Annotated in this window: 14 protein-coding genes and 1 pseudogene; 3 read left to right on the forward strand and 12 right to left on the reverse strand. The window is 64.7% G+C overall.

What is annotated here, in order from left to right; genetic code table 11:
- Positions 1 to 540: 540 nt before the first annotated feature.
- The 12 genes from ACTJKY_RS19600 to ACTJKY_RS19655 form a co-directional block, all read right to left on the reverse strand.
- Positions 541 to 1,155, reverse strand: coding sequence for a hypothetical protein (locus tag ACTJKY_RS19600; protein WP_440847776.1), 615 nt, complete (start codon positions 1,153 to 1,155; stop codon positions 541 to 543).
- Positions 1,152 to 1,961: a hypothetical protein gene (locus tag ACTJKY_RS19605; RefSeq protein ID WP_440847777.1), complete on the reverse strand. Its 810-nt coding sequence runs from the start codon at positions 1,959 to 1,961 to the stop codon at positions 1,152 to 1,154. The genes ACTJKY_RS19600 and ACTJKY_RS19605 overlap by 4 nt, the downstream gene beginning before the upstream one ends.
- A 56-nt stretch (positions 1,962 to 2,017) precedes the next feature.
- Positions 2,018 to 2,254 carry a hypothetical protein gene (locus tag ACTJKY_RS19610; RefSeq protein ID WP_440847778.1) on the reverse strand — a complete coding sequence of 79 codons (237 nt, stop codon included), beginning with the start codon at positions 2,252 to 2,254 and terminating at the stop codon, positions 2,018 to 2,020.
- A 66-nt stretch (positions 2,255 to 2,320) separates the two neighbouring features.
- Positions 2,321 to 7,141, reverse strand: a complete 4,821-nt coding sequence (locus ACTJKY_RS19615; protein ID WP_440847779.1) for a protein NO VEIN domain-containing protein — start codon at positions 7,139 to 7,141, stop codon at positions 2,321 to 2,323.
- Between the two features lie 52 nt (positions 7,142 to 7,193).
- Complete coding sequence (locus ACTJKY_RS19620; protein ID WP_440847780.1) at positions 7,194 to 8,378, reverse strand: PD-(D/E)XK nuclease family protein; 1,185 nt, start codon at positions 8,376 to 8,378, stop codon at positions 7,194 to 7,196.
- A 6-nt stretch (positions 8,379 to 8,384) separates the two neighbouring features.
- Positions 8,385 to 10,766 (reverse strand): UvrD-helicase domain-containing protein, encoded by a 2,382-nt coding sequence (locus ACTJKY_RS19625; RefSeq protein WP_440847781.1) that lies wholly within the window; start codon positions 10,764 to 10,766, stop codon positions 8,385 to 8,387.
- Positions 10,767 to 10,936: 170 nt separating this feature from the next.
- Positions 10,937 to 11,650 carry a 7-cyano-7-deazaguanine synthase QueC gene (gene queC, locus ACTJKY_RS19630; protein ID WP_440847782.1) on the reverse strand — a complete coding sequence of 238 codons (714 nt, stop codon included), beginning with the start codon at positions 11,648 to 11,650 and terminating at the stop codon, positions 10,937 to 10,939.
- On the reverse strand, positions 11,647 to 12,015 hold the full coding sequence (locus ACTJKY_RS19635) for a 6-carboxytetrahydropterin synthase (RefSeq protein WP_440847783.1): 369 nt from the start codon (positions 12,013 to 12,015) through the stop codon (positions 11,647 to 11,649). The genes queC and ACTJKY_RS19635 overlap by 4 nt, the downstream gene beginning before the upstream one ends.
- 61 nt (positions 12,016 to 12,076) lie before the next feature.
- Positions 12,077 to 13,159, reverse strand: a complete 1,083-nt coding sequence (dbpB, locus tag ACTJKY_RS19640) for a DGQHR domain-containing protein DpdB (RefSeq protein ID WP_440847784.1) — start codon at positions 13,157 to 13,159, stop codon at positions 12,077 to 12,079.
- Positions 13,156 to 14,445: a tRNA-guanine transglycosylase DpdA gene (dpdA, locus tag ACTJKY_RS19645; protein WP_440847785.1), complete on the reverse strand. Its 1,290-nt coding sequence runs from the start codon at positions 14,443 to 14,445 to the stop codon at positions 13,156 to 13,158. The genes dbpB (ACTJKY_RS19640) and dpdA overlap by 4 nt, the downstream gene beginning before the upstream one ends.
- Positions 14,442 to 15,584, reverse strand: a complete 1,143-nt coding sequence (dbpB, locus tag ACTJKY_RS19650) for a DGQHR domain-containing protein DpdB (RefSeq protein ID WP_440847786.1) — start codon at positions 15,582 to 15,584, stop codon at positions 14,442 to 14,444. Before dbpB (ACTJKY_RS19650) ends, dpdA begins: the two co-directional genes overlap by 4 nt.
- On the reverse strand, positions 15,581 to 16,498 hold the full coding sequence (locus ACTJKY_RS19655) for a hypothetical protein (protein ID WP_440847787.1): 918 nt from the start codon (positions 16,496 to 16,498) through the stop codon (positions 15,581 to 15,583). Before ACTJKY_RS19655 ends, dbpB (ACTJKY_RS19650) begins: the two co-directional genes overlap by 4 nt.
- A 440-nt stretch (positions 16,499 to 16,938) precedes the next feature.
- On the opposite strand from ACTJKY_RS19655, the gene ACTJKY_RS19660 reads away from it, so the two are divergent.
- The 3 genes and pseudogenes from ACTJKY_RS19660 to ACTJKY_RS19670 all read left to right on the forward strand — a co-directional run.
- On the forward strand, positions 16,939 to 17,814 hold the full coding sequence (locus ACTJKY_RS19660; RefSeq protein ID WP_440847788.1) for a hypothetical protein: 876 nt from the start codon (positions 16,939 to 16,941) through the stop codon (positions 17,812 to 17,814).
- A 47-nt stretch (positions 17,815 to 17,861) separates the two neighbouring features.
- A complete protein-coding gene (locus ACTJKY_RS19665) occupies positions 17,862 to 18,632 on the forward strand; it encodes an HAD family hydrolase (protein ID WP_440847789.1) in 771 nt (256 codons plus the stop codon).
- Positions 18,633 to 19,545: 913 nt separating this feature from the next.
- Positions 19,546 to 19,850, forward strand: a pseudogene (locus ACTJKY_RS19670) (IS110 family transposase); the annotation flags it as partial.
- Between the last annotated feature and the right edge of the window lie 108 nt (positions 19,851 to 19,958).

Raw genomic sequence — 19,958 nt, forward strand, 5'->3', positions numbered from 1 at the left:
CGAAGGAGACTGTAAGGGGTACGATAATCGCCGATCCGCATCATCGAATAGCAGCTCGCGACCAGAATGCAAAATCCGACACTGGCGGCTGCCGACCAACTCAGGACATTCAGCGCTGTTGATGTGAGCGTCAGCTTCTACCGGAACCCGCCGTTCAAGTTTCGCAAACCGGACAGTCAGCTGAGCGCCCACTTTCAGAAATTCGGCAGGGCGGTTGATCACCCCGGAAGCGGACGAAAACGATTGACGTTCAGATCCGCGCTGCAGCGGACTGAAAGTGGGACAATGCCACCATTCCCCAGTTGCTGCCTGAACGTCAGGTCTTGTCACGAGCCGACATTCAGGGTGCGCTATTAGCGCCTCTGACAGCGGCCTCAACTGGGCCGCCTGCTGCCGAGCTGCTTTTAGGGGCGGATATAGAAAAGCGGCCATCAATCGTTGGCCGCAGCCTGAAAGCCCTAGACACAAGATTCGCGGCGGCTCCGTCGAAATGCAACGCACGTCAATCATCGTCGTCATCTAAGAAGCTCACTGAAGCCTTTATCGCGCGGTGCGGCTGGCGTCGACCGCGCAATCTGAAGCCGCAATGGCGGTAGCTGCCGCCTTTCGAAGTGGCGCGAGATCAGGCAGCGCTCCCCGGACCTCGCACTTTGCTTCGAACACCTGCCATCCGGACCAAGCGTCGTCGTCATGCCAGCCAAACGGTGCGTAGTCCTCGTCTATCAGCACCACTTCCGCCTCCTCGTCCTCGATGGAGAATGCGATGCTAAGCGCATGTGGCTCGAGTTCAACGTCGGTGTAGAGCACGTACGGCTTCTGGTAGTGATAGACCGTGAAGGACTTCTCGTTCCAGATGAGATCTGGTGTGACTGCATACTCCTCGTCGACCAGTTCAGCCAGCGGCGCTGGCTCCCACTGCGACCCAATCTGATCTCCCCAGATCGCCTTCCAGAGTTGCCGGAGGAAATGGGCCATGTCGTGCCGCGCCAGCTCCGCACCGCCTCTCGCGCGGTAGTAGGTGTCGAGTTCGGACCACTCGAGGCCAGGGGGTAGCGTGTCTGCCTCCACGGTCAGCAAGGCGTCCACCGCCGTTCTCACCGCAGGGTCTCGTAGATAAGCCGCGACGGTCGCGGGCATTTCGGGTCCATCGGTCATCTTGCACTCCCAGAGCGTTCCCACAGGGTTCGACGGAAACGCCGGAACTCTTCGTCCACCGTCGGCTCGTTGAGACTGGCATCGAACCGTCGCAGGATCTCGCGCCAATGCACGAACCGCCAGTGCGGGTTGCGCGACATCTTCTTCTTCGACGGGCGCGAGAGCTTCTTGCCGAGCACGACAAGCGCGCCCGAACGTCCACTTCCGGCGTCGGGTGTCAGCACCATTTTCAGCTTTGCGCCATGACGCATGTATTCGTGGAGCGGGTTCCCTTCCAGACCGTGCTCGAACTTGGCCTCGACGACCGCGCCCCACGTGCGCCCCTGCGCCTTGCCATGGATGAAGAGATCGATCCGCCCGCGACCTGAGGAGATCTCGGCTCCGAGGGAGAGCCCTTCAAGGTCCGATGGCCAAGCGATCGTCGGTGCGAGCGCCTGCAGGAACAGGCGGATGCGGTAGTCGTCGTGGGCGAGGAAGTGCTGCAAGCCCTTGGTGGCTTGAGTCTCGCCCAGACGGAGCCACCTGAGCGGCTCGACGTGAAGACTGTGATGCTCGCCAGCGAGCCCGAAGTGGTCCGAGATCGCCTCGACGTGCGACGCGCGCTCTCCGACGCCCCGCTCGATGGCTCCGGAAGCCGCCAATGCGTCCCGCGCCGCCAGGCCGATCCGGTAGCCCCAGGATTCCAGCGCCGCGATATAATCGCCGCGGCAAGCGATCACGAGAAGGCTTGTAGGATACGGCGGCAGAGTCGGGCCTGCCGCCGTGAGCGCCGTATCCGACGTTGCGCTGCGCTTCGCGGTCGTCATCCAGCCCACCGATTGCAACAGGGCTTCTTGGCGCAGGGCATGGTGCTGTCCTCCGGTCAGTCCTTGATGGTCACGATAAGGAGATCGACCAAGTTACTTGGTCGGTCTGAGGAGACGTGGTCCTTCAGCACCGAAAAGCCGTCGCCTTCATGTTCCCGCACCCGATCTAATAGTGCCTGGAAGCTCTCAAGGTCGGCATCTCGTTCACTCGAGGGACGCAAGGACGCGATGCCCTCGGAGCGCTTTATCATGAAGTTCCCGCCGCTCTCCAGCAGGTCGTCGATGAATGCCACGATCTCTCTCCTCACCGCATTTGCTGTGCGGACCTCGATGGGCGCCGCGCTTGACCAACTACCCGATCACTCGACGAAGGTGAGCATCGAGTTGAACGGTATGTTCTTGCGGCCGTCGATGGGGAACTCGATTAGGATGAAGTAGCCACCACCCTTGCGTTCGACAGCGATCACCGTCCCGATGCCCCACACGCGGTGCTTCAGGCGGACGCCGGCGACGAGGTTCAATTCCCTCGCTGCGCTGGTCTCCTCGGCCATGTCGCTCCAACCGTGGTCGAACCAGTATTCGGCCACCTTCGAGAAGGGATTGGCCAGCGCGTGAACCTTTTGCTTCTCGAGGTCGCACGCGTTCTCGACGACGTAGATCCAGAACTGCTCCGGATGCTCCCTCGCCATCTCATACTGCACGCCCGTCAGCTTGATGCCGCGCTCGTTCCAGTCCGATGCGAGGCCCTTCACCTCGATCAACCTCGTTCCGGCGCCGCCCTCGTGCGCCGATCGAATATCGAACCCGGGGTTCGAGTGTGACTGCTCGACCGGCACCCGCCGCGCGTTCCGCTCATACTTGAGAACAGCCTCGATCGCGGCGATGTCGATCTTCGCTCCCTCTGCCCGCGCGCGGTCGTTGTTGCTCCCGCCGCTGTCGGTGGAGGCGTTCTTGCCCGAGACCACGTAGGCGAGCAGCCGGCTCCTTCGCGTCTGCCCTTCCTTCTGGGAGCCGGATGTCCCAGATCCACCACTGGTGCCTCCCGAGCCGTTGCCGCCTTGCGTGTTGGATCCTGGCCCGGTTCCGGTTCCGCTGCCCGAACCTGACCCCGTGGATGACTGCCCACCGCTGGTGCTGCCGCCCGAGCCGTTTCCATCCGATGTGTCGCCGGCGCCTTCATCATCTGAGCCGTCGTCCGTTTTATCTTCGTCCGCGTCGTCGCCGTCCCCGGTGACGTCGTCGTCCTCGACATAGTCGGATTCACCCTCGGACTCCTCATCGGAATCTGCATCTTCCGACCCTGTGCCCCCATCGGGACCATCGCTCTCGACGTCCTCCTCGTCGGCGATGCCGATGTCGTCCTCCAAATCGTCGAAAGCCTCGCCGCGCTCGCCGTCTATGCCTTCGCGGGATGAAGGCGGACGGTAGTCCGCTGTGCGCAGGGCCTGTTCCGCCTCTGCGGATGACGCGGCGCCTACGACGTAGACCGCGGCCATGATGACCGGCCGAACGTCGATCTCATGGGGCACGAGGTTGAGCTGGGCGAAGAGGTCGCGGAAGGCCGCGCTCCAGTCGAGCGGGGTGCCGGGTGCTTCACGCATGTGGAGCACGTTGCCATCCGCCTCGTAGAATGCCGCGACCGGGGCGGCGGAGGAGCGCGTCGGCGGATCCGACGTCGTCAGTTCCGCCTGGACGGAGAGCGCGTCGGTCAGGCGGACCTCGAGATCCAGCAGCGCGTGCAGGAGACGGTCGCGACCACCTGCGGTCGGCGCTAGCCAAAGCAACAGGTCGGCTCGCTCCGCCAGCCGCTGCGTAACGTCGACGGACTCGCGCCCGTCCGGCTTCGCTGCAAGTCTTAGCCGCGCCACGGATGTGAGCCGCCGCACTCCAAGGGCACTGAAAAAACGAGAAGCAGCGTTGCGCGCGCACCCAGGCGTCCGCACGAGTTGCTCGTCGAGCGCTTCGCCGAATGGGGACACAAGCCATTCGGCGTCGGACCAGATGGCGTCCTCGGGAAAGGTAGATTCCCCTCGGAGGTTGACCAGGATCGGCAACGAGCCGATCTCGCTTCGCAGGTCGTCGGCGGACATCGTACCCGCCTCTATGGCTTCCGCGACGACGGCCAGGCAGCGATCGTGAACCGCGAGATCGTCGGGAGTAAGGGTGCCGGCGTCGGCGAGTTGCACCAGCATGCGGGCATAGTGGCGGGCCTCCGGCCGGTCCGACACGCCGAGATGGCGGTAGAGTGGCGAGCGGAGGTGCATGTTCTGCGACGCAGCGTGCCATCGCCCGCGAAACGGAGGAGCTTCCCAGAACACCTCGTCCGCCGAGAGCCAGCTCTTGTCCGCCGCTACGTAGATGAACGCCTTTCCGCGCAGCGGTTCGAGGTCGGCGGCGTGGTCCTCTACGCCCTCGGACAGCATCTGGTAAGCGATGTCGGAGGGCTGCAGGTCGTTGGCCATGCAGTGCGCGAGGTGAGCCACGACGGTCGATGTTGGCGGCTCGTCCGGCATCTCGAGGAAATCGAGGAAGTCGGTCAGGCCGCGAACCTGTGTCGAGCGGAACACCGGCAGGTCGACCACACCCGCCTGGGAGGAGAATCCGGTGGCGCGGAACGGACGGTAGACCTCGTGTGGGGCATACCATAGCTCCTCCCTCGACCCGTCGAGGGACGCGGGCAGCCAATCTACGTCGCGCAGGCGGCCGAGTTCGGTCTGCTCGTCGTCGCTCATGGTGGGCAGGCGTTCCACGAGGTGGCGGGTGATCAGATTCAGTCGCTTGGCCGCTTCGTCGTCCGGCGTGCCTTCCGCGATGAGTTCGATACGGTCCACCAGGTGCTCGACCGTCGCACGCCGGGGGAGCCCCAGTTCGGATTCGAGCAGATCCCTCAGCCGGGCCTGCGTGGCGTCTGCGGGCAGCCAGCTCTCGTCCACCCAACGATGCTGGTCGGAGCCGAGCGCAGCCTCGAGCGCGGCCGAGAAGAAGTAGACGTCCGCTGGACGCGAGTAGGTTCCGGCACGGTTTCGCACGAAGTGCATCTGACCGAGGGTCGTGAGCGCGCCGCCCGCAGCGAGTTCGCGCCAATGCTGGGCGACCTCGCGCATGAGGCTTCGGTATTGGGCCTGGGTGGGTCCATTCGCGAGGATGTCGGCGAGGTGCTTGCGGACGTAGTCGCTAAACGTGAGCGTCGCCACGCCGAGCGCCGACTGCGCCAGCGCCAGCATCGACGCCGGCATCGCTGCGATGTCGACCACACTCAGGTGCCCGACCGGATCGTCGAATCCCCCGGGGAGGAGTCCTCTGGAGGGCGATGTGAAGCCGGCCCGCGTCCGAAGTATCGGCGTCTCCGCGACCAGGCTGCCGTCGATGTCTTCCGGGTTGTCCCCCGCCGCGGCGACCAGGAGTTCGTAGAACGCCCGGACGCGGTGTGCGGCGCTGCCGATGACGTCGATCGCGTCCGTCTCGGTCTCGATCCGCTCGGCGAGGTGTTCGGCCAGTTCGGCGAAGGCATAGCGCGGCACCAGCGGTGCGAGCGATGTCATCGCGCAAACTTCCGCATCCGCGAACACGACCTCCGGCGCGAAGGCGTGCACCTGCTCCGCCGAGGAGTGGACCGGCGGGGAGCGAAGACCAGCTAGGCTGTGAAGGCCGCCATCGCTCCCTGGGGCGAACGGCACCGTGCGAAGGCGCGCCACGGCCGGCTCGGCGCCCTGGGTCTTCATTCCGGCCTCGACGATTCCGTCGATCGCGCTCAGGAGCGTCGTCGATGGTCGCGCTGGGGCGGGTTTGGTCTTCCCGTAGGTTTCCGCCAACGCGTCGATCATCGCGCTTAGGCGCAGCGTCTTGGCGCCGAGGGTGGAGAGCGCCGTCCAGTGCGGACGGAGGTCCGGATGAATGATGTCGAGGCCGATGCCGGCGAACGCTGCCTGCTGTTCCGAGGGCATGGTGTCGGGCGGCAGGTGGCTTGTAGCGATCGGGCACCACCGGCCCTCGATCGACCAGGAGCAATGGTAGGCGCGCGCTGCCTCGGCGAACCGGTTCCAGAAGACTGCGAACGCGCCTTCCGTCCGGAGCGCATGGGCCGAGCTGCCGATCTCCCACAGCCGCTTCGCCCCCACCTTGCCGGAGAGCATCACGAAGCTGTCGAAGATTGCGGCGGCGGCCGTCTTGAGCAGCAGCTCGTTCCAATATCGGTCGTGCTGCTCGCCGGTGAGGACGATCGCGCGCCGGTTAGGATGCGGAAAGAAGTCGCCGTTGACGTGCATCGGCAGCCGCGACGGTTGTTCCGTCGGGAGGTAGGCGTAGAGCAGACCCTCGAACGGCTTGTCGTCGAGCGGTATAGCGACCGTCACTGCGGTGGACCGGTCGAGGTCGGCCAGCATCGGGAAGCGGGTCTGAAGCTCCAGCTCGGTAGCCCATTTGCCGGCATCCGCGCTTAGGATTAGCCACCGCTCCTGCTGGTCTTCGGGCTGCTTCGTGATGGTGAGGACGTTTTCCTCGCGCTCGATCGAGACCGCGTGGACGAGTTTTCCGCCGACCCGGAGTTCGACCTGCTCAAGCCGCCGCAGGAAGAAGAGCCCGCGATCCATGACTCCGCGGATCTCCGACGCGACCCTCTCCCGCACGTCATTGGGCGTCGGCGACGCGTTGAGCGCGTTCCGTGTCGCTGACTGCGTCGCCGCCCAGGCCAGCTCGAATTCGGTGCCCTCGATCTCCGGTATCCGATGTGTGGGGCTTTCGGAGTTCAACGGATCAAGCCGCACCTGCAGATCGCGCGACCTGATCACAGGGGAATCGGTGATTTGGTAGACCGACACGAACCCGATGCCGAACCGGCCGATCTGCGATCCGACGCTGATCTTGCTGCGGCTGCCCATCCGCGAGATCGCATGGAAGTTGCAGGGTCGCGCGATGCCTTCGTCGGCGAGGTGCGGGCAGACGGTCTCCGTCAGTCCGCAACTCGAGAAGCTCTCGCTGTTCCAGACGTGCAGGCAGTCCTCGCGCACGTCGAAGCGCATCGTCGCGGCGCCCGCGTCGTCGGCGTTCTGGATGAGTTCCAGGGCCATGATGTCGAAGCCCTGCAGGCCGGCGAGCGCCTGCTGAATGTTGCCGAGGAGGTCGGCCTCATATCTCTGCGTGACCGGCGCAGGCGCGTCGGCGGCGTCCGTGACATCCGTCACCGCGAAGTTCCGCGGACCGATGCGGCCGAACCCTCGATCTGGCCTGCGGTGCTCAGATCTCGTCCTCGATCAGATCTTCGGCACCCGCCGGGTTGCCGTTGCGCAGGTAGCCGTCACAGAAGTATCTGAAGTCGCACGCGGCGCAGGTTTTGCGGTCGTCGCAGTCGTCGTTCCAGGTCTGGAGGATGCTGACGGCCTCGGCCTCGAGCTTCACCCGACGCTCGATGTTCGCGACGGTCTCGTCGAATGCGCTGGTCGCTTCGGCGATGCTCTCCTCGTCCACCGGAATGACCCGGATCGCTCGCGCGAAGCGGAAGTCGGCGCTGAGGTCCGCGCGGCTCCCGGGACGCCAGTTCTCCAGCATGCGGCGGTCACTGTCGCGGGTGGGTTCGACGTCGGTCCGGCCCAGATTCATGTCTGTCCGGATCAGGCCGATGTCGGCGTCGCCCGGTGCCAGTTCGTTGATGTAGATGAGGATGCCCGCGGCGACACGGCGACTGCGCCGCTGCTGATGACGGAGCCACGCATAGGTCTGCACCTGCCAGGCGCCGTCCTGCCACTCGGAGCTGTCCACGCGGGGGCGCCGGCTGCCTTTGTAGTCGACGATCACCTCAAACTCTCCCGTCAAACCGGGACACTGCTCCTGCACGGCGTGCCTGATCAAGTTGTCAGTGGCGGCTTCGGTCAGCTCGATCTCGGTCAGGACGTCGATCACGCCGTGAAGTGCGTAGCGTTCGGCCCTGAACTGCTCGGCACCGGCATTGGGGACCGCCCTGGTCCCGAGCACCCGCTCCTCGGCCTGGGCGATCAGGGGGAAGAGATAGGGCCCGAGCATGTTGAGCGTGGCTTCGGCGCGGCGGTATGCGGCGGACCGCGCCGCCCGGCTGCGCGCCCGCTTGTTCTGATGGAGGAGCGCCTGCTCCACCGGCCATCCGAGGTTGCGCACGTCGTGTGGGGAAAGGCCGGCTGGTGGTTCCGCGATCGGGTCCGTCAGAGTGATGCGCTCGTAAGGCAGCGGGAAGGTCAGCGCGCCCTCGCTGCTCTCCCAGAGCCGATAGGCGTTCTCCAGCACGCCGTGGATGAACTCGCCATACCAGAGCTGCACCGGCCGCGAGGGTGGCAGCGAGCTTCCGTTCTGGTAGCGGTATTGCCGGGCGCAACGCCGGAAGGACAGCAGGTCCCCGGTCAGGGAGTATTCCGGGACCAGGCGCTCGGGGCGCTTTCTCGCAAGCAGCATGTCTGGTCAGATCCTGATGAAGGGTAGCTGGTCGGCGTCGACCGGCGAGCGCCGCAGGTTGGGGTCGCTGATCCAGGGCCACGAACGGTCGCGCCGCCAGAACTTGGCCACGTTCGGTATCTTCGTCTTGTATTGGATGCCTTGCTGGCAGCCGACGAGTAGCAGGAGCGTCTGGGGTCGGCTGTAGGCGACGTAGTAGAGGCGGATCAGGTCCTCGAAGGTGCGCTGCATCCCGTCGCGGGCGAGGCGCGTTGGGCCAACCGGGGTTGCTGCCGCAAAGTCGTCCTCCATGAGCGCGACTGAGGACGGGTCCTCGGGGAAGCGCTTGAACCGCTGCTGCGCGTTGTTCGTCTTGAAGTCCGAGGAGATGTCGACGATCACCAGCGGGAACTCGAGACCCTTGGCCTGGTGGATCGTCATGATGTTGAGCCGGTCGCGCGGCACGCTCGGCATGATTTCCTCGTCGACCGCCACGAGATCCTCAGCGATTGGTCCGAAGACGTCGCGATAGGCGGATTGGATCGAACGGACGCGGTGCGGATCCTCCCGCTGGATGGCGGCCTTGTAGCCCGAGAAGGTCGATGCGTTGGCGATCGCGCGCGTGATCGCCTCCAGATAGACCTGCGCCTCGGGATCGTCCTGGAAAGGCGGGAACCACGGCAGGTAGCTATAGATGATGTCGAGGAGAGGCCATTCGCTCTCCTGTTCCGGCGCGCCGGCCGCGAAGCTCTGCCAGCGCATGACGCGGTCCATCAGCTGGATGCCACGCGAATTCACCGGGTTGGCGATGAGCAGGCCCTGCACGGACGCCCGCCACTCGTTGAGGAAGCGCTTGGCGTCGCTCGTTAATGCCATTTCGTCCTGGATCGGGCCACAGCCCCCGGGGGGACCGGGATCGAGGCTTTCCAGCGCCAGACCCAGGAACTGCTGCACGATCTCGATGTCGCGAAGCGCCCTACCTCTTGGATTGAAGACGCCGATCGAGCGCTGCGCCAGTTCATAGCGCAGGAGGCGGGGCAGACGGTCGCGGCCAGGGTTGCCCATGAAGCCTCGGGTGCGCTCGCCCACGCTGTGCGACAGGAACACCGCGTCACCCAGGTCACCTCCGTCCGTCGCCGGCAGGATAGGCTCCTCAAGCGTGTCCTCGTTAGGCCGTGGGATGCGTCCACCTTGCCGGAAAAGCCGGTCGAGGAAATCGGCGAGATCAGCCGCCAGCGTGTCGGAGTCGTTCCTGAACATGCCCAGCACACCGATCTCGGCGGGCCCGGTGGTGGGGACAACCTGCCTGACGTGCGGTGGGGGAAGCACCACGCGCGCGCCGGCGAAGTCGCCGTCGTTCTGGACGAAGTCGTTGAAGAAGGAGACGATCTGGTCAGACGACCTGTAGTTCTCCTCGAGCAGGACGAGCGTCGGCGCCGCGCAGCCGAGGGCCGCGACGCAGCGTGTCTGAAAATCGCGGAACAACTCGATCGTCGCGCCGCGGAACCGGTAGAGCGACTGGTCGTCGTCGCCGACGACGGTGAGCGTCGCGCCCGTGCAGCGGACGAGCTGGAAGTATATCGCTTCCTGGAGCGGGTTGGTGTCCTGATACTCGTCGACGAGAAGCGCCTTCAACTCGACCATGCTGCGTGGCAGCAGGCCTGCCTCGAGCTTCGTCAGGAAGGTTTGCTCGAGAAGCGCGAAGTCCAGCTGGTTGGTCGTGGACAGATGCTGCTCGTAGCGACCCTTGACCCGGAGGATCGCCAAGCGTGACGCCTGGTCCGGGTGGGGGCCAGCAAAGGCCTCCAGGTCGACCCGGTCTTGGATGAGTCTGTCCACCACCGTCCTGGCGACGGCGGTGGCCTCGCCCACGGTCCGGACCGGATCCCCGCTGAATGCGTAGCGGCCGAGATAGGCTTTGAGCTCGTCGCCGACCACGGTGAGTTCGCGGCTGATCTCACCGCGCCTAGCGAGAAGGGCCCTGGCGGCCGATTCGTCGAGCACGACAGGCGGCGCCTCGTTCGGCCCGCGCATGTCCCGCACGACCTCCTCGCAGATGCTGTCGAGGGTCCCCGCGACATACCGGTTCACGTCGACGACTGAGAGATATTCGGCATAGGCGGCGTCACCTGCCGCCTGGGCGATGCCAAGCAAATGGTTCCGGATGTCGGTGCCCCATTCGATCAGCCGAGAGCGGATCTCCCGCCCGGCCTTCTTCGTGAAGGTCGTGATCAGGATGTCTTCTGGCGAGATGCCATCGACGAAGGTCAACGCGAGAGCGCGGAGGACCAGCGTGGTGGTCTTGCCAGTTCCAGGTCCCGCGACGACGAACAGCGGCCGGTCGCGCGTCGCGGCGATAGCCTCCCGCTGCCTTGCGTTCGGCCCCGTTCCCTCCAGCGCGGCCGTCACCACTTCCGGGAACGACTCGATGGTCGGTGCTACTGATGTCATGAACTACCGTACAACCCCCGTTTTGCCGGGGGATGCTATAGTGCCTTTCGCCTGCTGTCCACGCGGCTAACGCCTATAGAGCACAGTCAAAACGGTGAAATTCCGGCGATTCGTAACCCGGGGGCCCCTTAGCTCTGGATTTGTTTCGGTGCGGAAGCGAACGAGAGGTAGCCATCGCGCCGAAGTTCGCACGCTGGACATGTCCCGCAACCATGACCCCAGTCGTGCTGTTTATCCCGAACCCCCTGATAGCAGGTGTGGGTGTTGCGGCGGATGAGATCAACGAGCGCCTTCCCGCCGAGTTCTTCAGCCAATGCCCACGTCGCCGCCTTGTCGATCCACATCAGCGGTGTGTGGATGACGAACCGGCTATCCATGCCGATGTTGAGGGCGAGTTGCATCGCCTTGATGGCGTCGTCACGGCAGTCCGGGTATCCGGAATAGTCCGTCTCGCATACACCGGTGATGATTTGTCGGGCGCCGCGTCGGTAGGCCAGTGCCGCAGCGAAGGTGAGGAACATCAGGTTGCGCCCCGGCACGAAGGTGTTCGGCAGGCCATTGGCCTGCATGGCGATCTCGCCTCTGCGGGTCAGTGCCGTCTCGCTGATCTCTCCAAGGACCGACAGGTCGATCAGGTGATCCTCCCCGAGCCGGGGGGCCCAGCTAGGGAAGTCGCGGCGCAGCGCCGCTAGTGCGGTCTTGCGCACCTCAAGTTCGACCGCGTGCCTCTGGCCGTAGTCGAAGCCGATCGTCTCCACGCTTTCGAAGCGGTCGAGGGCCCACGCCAGGCATGTCGCCGAGTCCTGACCCCCGGAGAACAGCACCATCGCGACCTCGGTCATGCGTGCTCTTCGAAATAGGCGCAGGACTCGCCGCTCGCGTCGCGGTGGATGACCACGCGGGCTAGTCCCTTGCAGTGGGGCTCCAGCGTGCGCCAGACCCAGGCCGCGAGGTTCTCCATCGTGGCGGGGCCGAGATCGGCTATTTCGTCGAGGAACTGGTGATCGAGGCCGTCCCTCGCCGAAGCCATGGCTGCTTCAAGCGCCCCGACGTCCATGATCATACCCGTCACAGGGTCCGGGGTGCCGCGCACAACGACTTGGGCGCGATACGAATGACCGTGAATCCGTCGACTGGAATCGGCGTCGATCGATCGCCTCAGCGTGTGCGCGGCGTCGAACCTGAAGTCCTTGCTCAGCTCGAACATTAGCGTATCCCCAACTGCTTGTGGGTCTGGAGTGACAGCCACCAGGCTGGGTTGGCCATCCTCAGGCCGCCTGCTCGCGCTCGGCGAGGCCCCGCTTGAGGACCTGCACGAGATGCAGGGACAGCTGTCGGATGTCCGAGGGCACGTTCTGCAGGCCATTCCAGCGGCGCCGTTCCCCGCCGAAGGTCCATTCGCCCTCAGTCCATGCGGTCTTCCCGCGCAGCAGCCTCAGCCCGTCGGCGAACTCCTCGCGGTCTGTGGCTCCCGTCATCACGTGGAGCGCCTCCATGACGTATCCCATCGCGATGATGCCTGCGCCGTGCAGCAGACGGGAATCTTTCGGCGTCCGGCCCTTCCAGTCCTTCTCGAACACGCCCTGGACCGCATGGAAGTATTCGCTGATCAGGCGGGTGCCGTTCTCCATCAGGGTCCGGTCGTCTCCTGCATGGAGACGGAGCGCCCCGTCCGTTAGCGAGCCCATGATGAGGCGCTGAAGGACGGTGTCGCGAATGATTCCCTTCGGATTGGTCTGCTGACGGATCAGCCCGCGAAGGGACGAGTCCGCGCGGTAGTTCAATGCCTCGGTGAGAAGCGCGGCCTGGCTCCGGTTCGACATCCGGAGCGGAAGATCGGACACTTGCGGCAGCAGTTCGTAGACCAGCGCCTTCGGGAGCGGCCGGGTGTTGTTGATCAGGATGAACTGCCGCTGCAGTTCCTCAGCACTGTCGCAGATGAATCCTGAAACCAAAAGCTCGAAGTCGCGGTCGCCGATCTCGTTGAGCGCCGTGAACCGCTGTTGGCCATCGACAATGAGTCCCGGCGCGCCGTCCGAGAGGTCGATCGTGAGCCGCTGGATGCCGCTTCCTGCGCCGTCGACCGACTGGAGCGACGCGCCCGCGGTGAACGCGACCACGATCGGGTTGGGCAGGATCGCCGAAGGCTTTTCGAGGTAGTCGCGGATTTCCCGGATGTGGGCTGCGATCTGAGGACGCTGGAAGCCGCTCAGCACGCCGCCCGCGTCGCGGCCGGCGCGCTCGATCCGCGCGATCCGCCTGACGTCCGACGCCTTGGCCGCGAACGTGAACACTGGTACCGCGGCGTTCTGCCTAGGGACGAGTACGTCGAATTCGATCTTTTCGGTCATGCCTCGGTTGTCCTGAATTCCCGGAGATGGCGGTGGAACACGTGGAGGTTGTGCATTCCCCGCCGCTTGTTTCGATTTGAGTTCCTGAAGATCAGCGCTTCCACGCCGCCCTCGCGGCACACCCGGCAGCTGCAGTCCTCCCAGGGGCGTTCGCCGAGAGTGCGGGCGTAGACGGCCCGCTGGCGGCTAGCCGCGGCTGCGCGGCGCGATGGGCTGGCCTCCTCGTCCCAGTTGAGGATCGCCCAGTACTCCATGACGGCGTCGAGCGCTTCGTCGACACCACCGGTCCCGCCGGCCACGTCGCGCACGGCGGCGAGCGCCGCGCTTTCGAGCAGCCGAATCTCCTCCTGGTTGACGCTGCCCTCAAGCGCCTTGGCCTTGAGCTTGTTGTTCTCGGTGGCCTGTGGGATGCGAATCGCGGTGTAGTAGGACAGGTCGCCCGCGGCGTCGCGCATCCAGTAGTTCTTCTTTGCGTCCTTGAACGCGCGCACGAGCGGCGATGTCGTGTCGAAGCTCGTGACGCCGAAATGCTCGAGGTCGGCGAGGCACTCGATCTTTCCGAAGCCGAGCACGTGGAGACGGGTGTCGCTGGGGACGGACGACCGGATCGCGGCCAGCGCCTGGCGTAGCTGGTGGATCTTGAGCGGCACCGTGCCGCCCAGCGCCAGGTAGTCGTAGCCCATTTTCACCAGGCTAGCCGCTGCATCCGCCATGCTGGCCGCCGACCAGCCCTGGATGACGCCCATCGGCGTGAAGCCCGGTCCGATTGCCTTGGCTGCCTCTTTGAACTCGGCAGCGTTCTGCAACGTCACCTCGTAGCGGTTGCGCAAATCCTCGGGGACCTCCTCGATCGTCCGTGCGCCGATCGCGGCGTCGAAGTCGAAGATGATGTGGTCGGGCGAGCAGCCGTGGGTGAAGCCTCCGTCCGCGTAGAACTCGGCCGTGTCCTCTCCGCCATAGGGTGGCACGGCCATCGCCCGGTATGTGAACGCCCCGCAGTCACCCATCATCATCGTGTTCGGGAACTGCGCCTCCTCGAAGCGCAGGAACGACCTCGCGCCCTCACGGCGGAAGCGCATGATCTGCGCATCAGTGTATTTGCCCGGCACCGGGCCGTCGCCGACTATGCCACGTGAGACAAGCATGCCATCGTAGGGCACCTCGTCGAGGAACTCGTGGGGGAACTCGTCGCCGTGGAGCGCGACGCGTTTCGACCCGTGGCGGTCGGCGAGGAAGTCGTAGTTTGGGTCGACGAAGTCGAGGCTGTCGGCGAAGAGGAACTTCACGCCGCCTTCCTTCCGAAGCTGTTCAGATGGTCGAGCCGGGCAAGCTGGTCCGACAGCATTCGAACGTCACGACCGGCATATTGAATGTCGTTCCACTCGCGGCCGATGTCGTTCCAGCGGCCGGACGTCCATCGGCAGTGAGGCGCGATGGGCATTAGCGCGTCGATGGCGAACTGGCGGGCGTCCTGACGCGAGCACCGCGACATGATTCGGTCCATGAGGTAACCCATCGCGACAATGCCTGCCGAGTGCATCAGGCGGCTCTCGGTCGGTGGCCGGCCCCAAGCGTCGGGGAACACGTCCCTTACCGCGCTCCAGAATGCGACGAGCACGGCATACATCGCCGCCGTGTCCGCGCCGCCCGAGGCGGTGGCCTTGTATGGGGCCAGTGCGCCAAGAGGGCTTCCGATACTGTTCTTGATCATCGTGAGCACGGCTGCATCGTTGACGACCGCGTCATCCCGATCGTCGGACAGTCGCTTGATCAATCCGTAAAAGGGAGAATCGTGGGTCAGGTGGAGCGAGTTCACTAGCTCACTCGGAATCTTTCGAGGCGCGAGGTCGCGAGGGAGGACGCTCCCCACTTCCGGCAGGAGTTCGTCGATCAGGCGGGATGGCAGTGGCCGGGCCTTGTTGACCAGGATGAACTGCTCGCGGTGGACGGCGATGTCATCGGACACGAAGGCGATGACCGGCACGGGCAGGCCCTGATCCTGCGCGCCTTCCAGCGCGAGCGAGCGCTGCTGACCATCGACGATCCACGCGGCTTTGCTGCCGTCGGCCGGCAGGGGGATCCGCAGTGTGCCGCCCTGCGAGGCGCCGAGGTCGCCTTCGGGCTTTGTGCCCCTCGCCTCGGTGAAACGGGCCGTCGGCGACATCGCCAGGATGATTGCGTTGGGGAACAGCACGTCCCCGCGGTCGAGGAATTCCACGATCGAGCGGACGTGCCCCTTGATCTCCTTGCGCTGGAACCCGGACAGGCCGTTGGTCTCGTTGCGGCTGACGCGGCTGATCTCCGCGAACTTTAAGAGTTCGGCGCCTGGCGCGAAGAACGCGAATAGGTCCACGCCGCCCTGCCGCGTCCTTACCGCCCTGACGGCGATGGTCTCGTCGGCCGGCTGCTTCTGCTTCCTGCTCATGCCTGTCTCCTTTGCGCGGCCGCCAACCCGTAGAGCCGTCTGAACCTGGCCTGCTCGCAGGCGAGGCCGTCTGAATCGCGGACCAGGCGCAGTATGCGGCCTATGCCCGTGGTGTGACGGAGATGCCCAGCGATGAGGGCGACCATCTCCTCGTCGGACCGTCGCGGACGGACCGGCGCCGTGGGAGCCTCGTAGCTGGCGAGCAACTTCCCCACCTCCTCGGCGCTACGAGACGCGTCGACCGAACCATCGAGCGGCACATGCTGGCAGAAGTGCCGTAGGGCGCGCTGCGCGAAGTCCGCGCGGGTGCCCGGCACGGCGGCGTCGAGGCGAGCGTCGTATGGCATCACGCTCCCTGCGAGCGGCTTGGGGAGGACCGTCACGATCCCGTGGCCGAACAGCCGCATCCGCGCCCGTGCCTCCGCTGGCAACGCGGCGAGTTCGCAGCCGATCATCGCGGCATATGGGGTCGTGAGCGCAACCAGGAGGAGGCCGCGATGCCGTCGCGCGACGGAGGCCAGATTCTCCGAATAGACGCCGCACGACACCGCCTTCCACCAGGACGCCGGATCGAACCGGCCGATGACCCTGCGCGCTATCGCGTGGTCTCCGCGGTCAGAGACGGTCATGCCGTAGGACGGGACTGCGCGATCCGAGCGGACCAACCCCAGACCGGCTGAAATGACGTAGAGTTCCGCCGAAGCGCGGGAGGCGGCCTCCCGCGAAAGCCCGAAACCGCGTCCGCCGTAGAGTTCGCACGCGGGCACGCGTGGAGACAGCGCGGCGGCGACCTGGCTCCACGCAGTTTCGACTACCACTTGCGCGCCTTTAGGGAGCACAACTGCGGTCGCCTTCGGTTCCGGTTGGATGAACTTGCGACTGGCGCAAGGAGCCAGGACAGCGATGTCACCCATGGCGCGCGCTCACGTCCGAGCGGCAAAACTGTGTTTGCTCGCCATGTGCGACGCGGCCTTTTTCCATCCTCCAACTACCTTTTGCATGCCCCTGGTGCCGAAGCTACAGTGCGTATCCGAACCGGTCAACGGTTAGCCGGCATGGTTCTATACACTTTCGCATGATTTCGATGGGACGATATCGAGCTCCGATCAGCTCACTAGGGGCGCAGTTATTAGCCTGACGGCGCTAAGGCTTGTGTGATAACTGTTGCGCGGATCGGATGCCGGCAACGGAAGGAAAGGCACGCCGCGCCGTCGCCAAAGGACGGAGAATACATCTGCGTCACCCTGGTAGAGGTCAAGTTCGACCCGAAGGAATCGATCTGCGCGCTCGCCCGGCTCGACATCCTCGCCTACCGGTGGTCTTGTTGCCCTCGGACCTTGCGGGATGTGCGGTGATGGACAAGCGGACACTGGGGATCTTCGGCGCGCTTGCGAGATCGGTCTCCAACATAGGCCTCGATTTTTTTCCCAAGCTCGACGGCGCGGCTGCTGACGCGGCCAGCGCTGAGACGATCATGCCCGACCTGTCGAAGGCGATGGTTGGCTGGGATAGCCTCAAGGGCGCGAAGGATTGCTCGATCGACGAGGCACTCGAACTGGCCAAGGCATCGCTCGCCGAGGTTAAGGCTCAGACGGAGTATCAAGATGGCAAGGCGTCCCGTCTGCTGACGGTCACCTCGTTCGTGAGCGCTCTCGCGGGGTTCATGTTCACGACCTTCAGCGCAGGCTATCCGATAGACTCGCTCGATGTCTACGACCACCGTCACCATCTCTTGCCCGTGGCGACCTACCTCGCCTTCCTCCTGTTCGTGCTTTCCGCGCTGGGCGGCGCGCTGACCACGTTCCATGCGACCCGCACGCGCTTCAAGTATCCGATCAGTCCCCGGCCGAACCAGCAGGGCACGGCGGTATCGTTCCTGTTCTACGGTGGGATCGTGGGTGTGTCGCCGACGGCCTGGGCAGAGAGCTTCGTCGACGACAAGGGAGACGCCGTTACGTTTCGCGACCTCAAGCTAGAGTATCTGCGAACTTACGTGGGCGAGGCCTATCTGGTTGCCTCCAAGACGGCCGACAAACTTCGCTACCTGCAGCCGGCGCAGAGCATGCTGTCCTGGGCGCTGCGCTTCCTCGTGCTGTTCGCGCTCCTATACACCGCGACCGTCCTCGTGGTGCCGCCGACGAAGCCGGAGCCCGTTAGCGTGCTGCTCGACAAGAGTGGCGGCCCGGTTCGGATCAGCGTCGTTCGGGGTGGTGCGCAGAACGGTAAGTGACTGGAAAACTCCCTGATGCGACACTAGATTCGAGATCTGGAGAAATCATGCCGGCGCGGGATTCAGTCACGGTCTTTATCGATGCCGACAATACGCTGTGGGACACCGACGGCGTCTTCGCGGCGGCGCAGATCGACATGCTCGCGGAGGTCGGCGACCAGCTTGGCGCCGCAGTACCAGAAGACGATCCGCTTACGTTTGTGCGGGCCGTCGACCAAGCAATCGCCGAACGGCACCAAGATGGACTCCGCTATCCACCTGTCCTTCTGGTGAGGGGACTGGAGAAGGCGCTGTCGGGCACCGCCCCGGACGCTGCGGCGCGTGCCGCGATGCGTGGGCGGCATGAATACCGGATCGCGCAGGGCGAAGCTGAGGCCACCGCCACTCGTTTCCAGGCTGCGCTCTCCGCGACGCCGGCTCTGCGCCCGGGCGTGAGGGATGGGCTTGAGGCGATGCTGCGCGGTGGCGCCCGCTTGCTGGTCATCAGCGAGGCGTCGAGGGGACGCGTCGAAAAGACCGCGGCCTCGCATGAAATCCTCCATTTCTTCGAGCGCGTGCTGGAGGGGAAGAAGAGCGCCGCCCTCTACAGGCGGATGCTCGCGCTTACGCACGCCGGTGGGCGCACGTTCATGGTCGGCGACCAGATAAACCGCGACATCGAGCCCGCGAGCGCGGCTGGGCTCAAGACGATTTACTACCCAGGTGGCTTCCAGCCACGCTGGAGCCTGGCGCAAGGCACGATCGAACCCGATCACGTCATCAGCGACTTCTCCGAGGTTGCCGACATAGTCGTGAGCACGCGTGTCGCGGCAGCCTGACGACTTACGTTGCGGCCCGGCGCTGGCCGGGCCGTGGCCTGACCCGTTGGCTCAATCGATGCGCCTGACGCGGATCGCCTGTGGTATACCCTCGACGTGCATCTGCCGATCCTCGACAACGACTCCCGGACAGCATCCGATGACTCCTGCATGGTAGTGATCCTGCCGCCAGAACGAACCGTTTGCGAGCTGGACGATCGTGTCGCCCCAATCTGACCAGGTGCCCCATTCTGTTGCATGCGTGCGGGATAGCCACTTCGTCGGAGCCAGGGCGCTATGCTGTCGGGAAGTTAGGTTCTCAATCTCGGTCGATCAAGCTGGCGCTCTGAGCTTGGTGATCTAGTATCGGCTTTCGCGAGCGGCGCGCGTCGCGCTTAACGACCGAAAGTGAGCGCCTTGCTGCTACACGGCTTCTCGCCGAGCGGATGGCGGGTTCTGTCAGAAGCTGCCGTTGAAAGCTAAACGGGGAACGACCGGCCTTGGTCGAGATCGGTCAAAGAGGCAGGGATCGGGAGCTCGGCACTTCGGCGCTGATCATCGCTCCAAGTAAGGCAGAGACGCGTTACCCGATAGCACGAGTCTGCCGATCTATGCTGATGCCCGCTTTCGTGTTTTCACGCCTAAGAGCTGACTGGCGGCTTACGGCCCAAAGTTGCAGAAACGAATACAGACTGATGGGGCAACCGCTGAGTGTCGGGTTTTGGCGCAGAACCTGCCGCTAAGCACTTCGCGAGGGAACGACGGGTAAGTCCCACATTCCGTGCCCCGGCGGTGCGGATCTGAAGGCCGGTTGTCAGCGTCCGCTTTTGAGGAGTTCAACCGGCTGTCAAACGTCCGCAAGTGATACCGAGGGCGGCTCTCCACCACCGCGGAGTCGATCTAATCTGCTCCGGTCGAATGGAGGAGAAGTGCCATGGCGGACGTACATGTGGTCGGATTGGACATCACGAAGTCGGTCTTCCAGCTGCACGGGCTGGATGAAGCTGGCACCACCGTTTTGCACAAGCGGCTGACGCAATCGCGGTTGCTGCCGTTCTTCGAAAAACTACCGCCCCGTCTTGTCTGAATCGAAGCCTGCGCGACGTCGCACTGTTGGGCTCGCGAGATCGATTTGGCCATGAGGTGCGGCTCATGCCTGCCCAATATGTGAAGCCCTATGTGAAGCGGCAGAAGAACGACATGGCCGATGCCGAGGCCATCGCAGAGGCAATGACGCGTGATGCAGAGCACGCGCCGCACCTGGCTCGTCCGTCTGCTCGAGCGCCGTAAGCCACTCGAGCGCCGTAAGCCAAAGGTGGCTGCCATCGCACTGGCGAAAAAAAGCCC

Source organism: Sphingomonas sp. 22176, assembly GCF_052045505.1.
In the GTDB taxonomy this organism is placed as follows: Bacteria; Pseudomonadota; Alphaproteobacteria; order Sphingomonadales; family Sphingomonadaceae; genus Sphingomonas.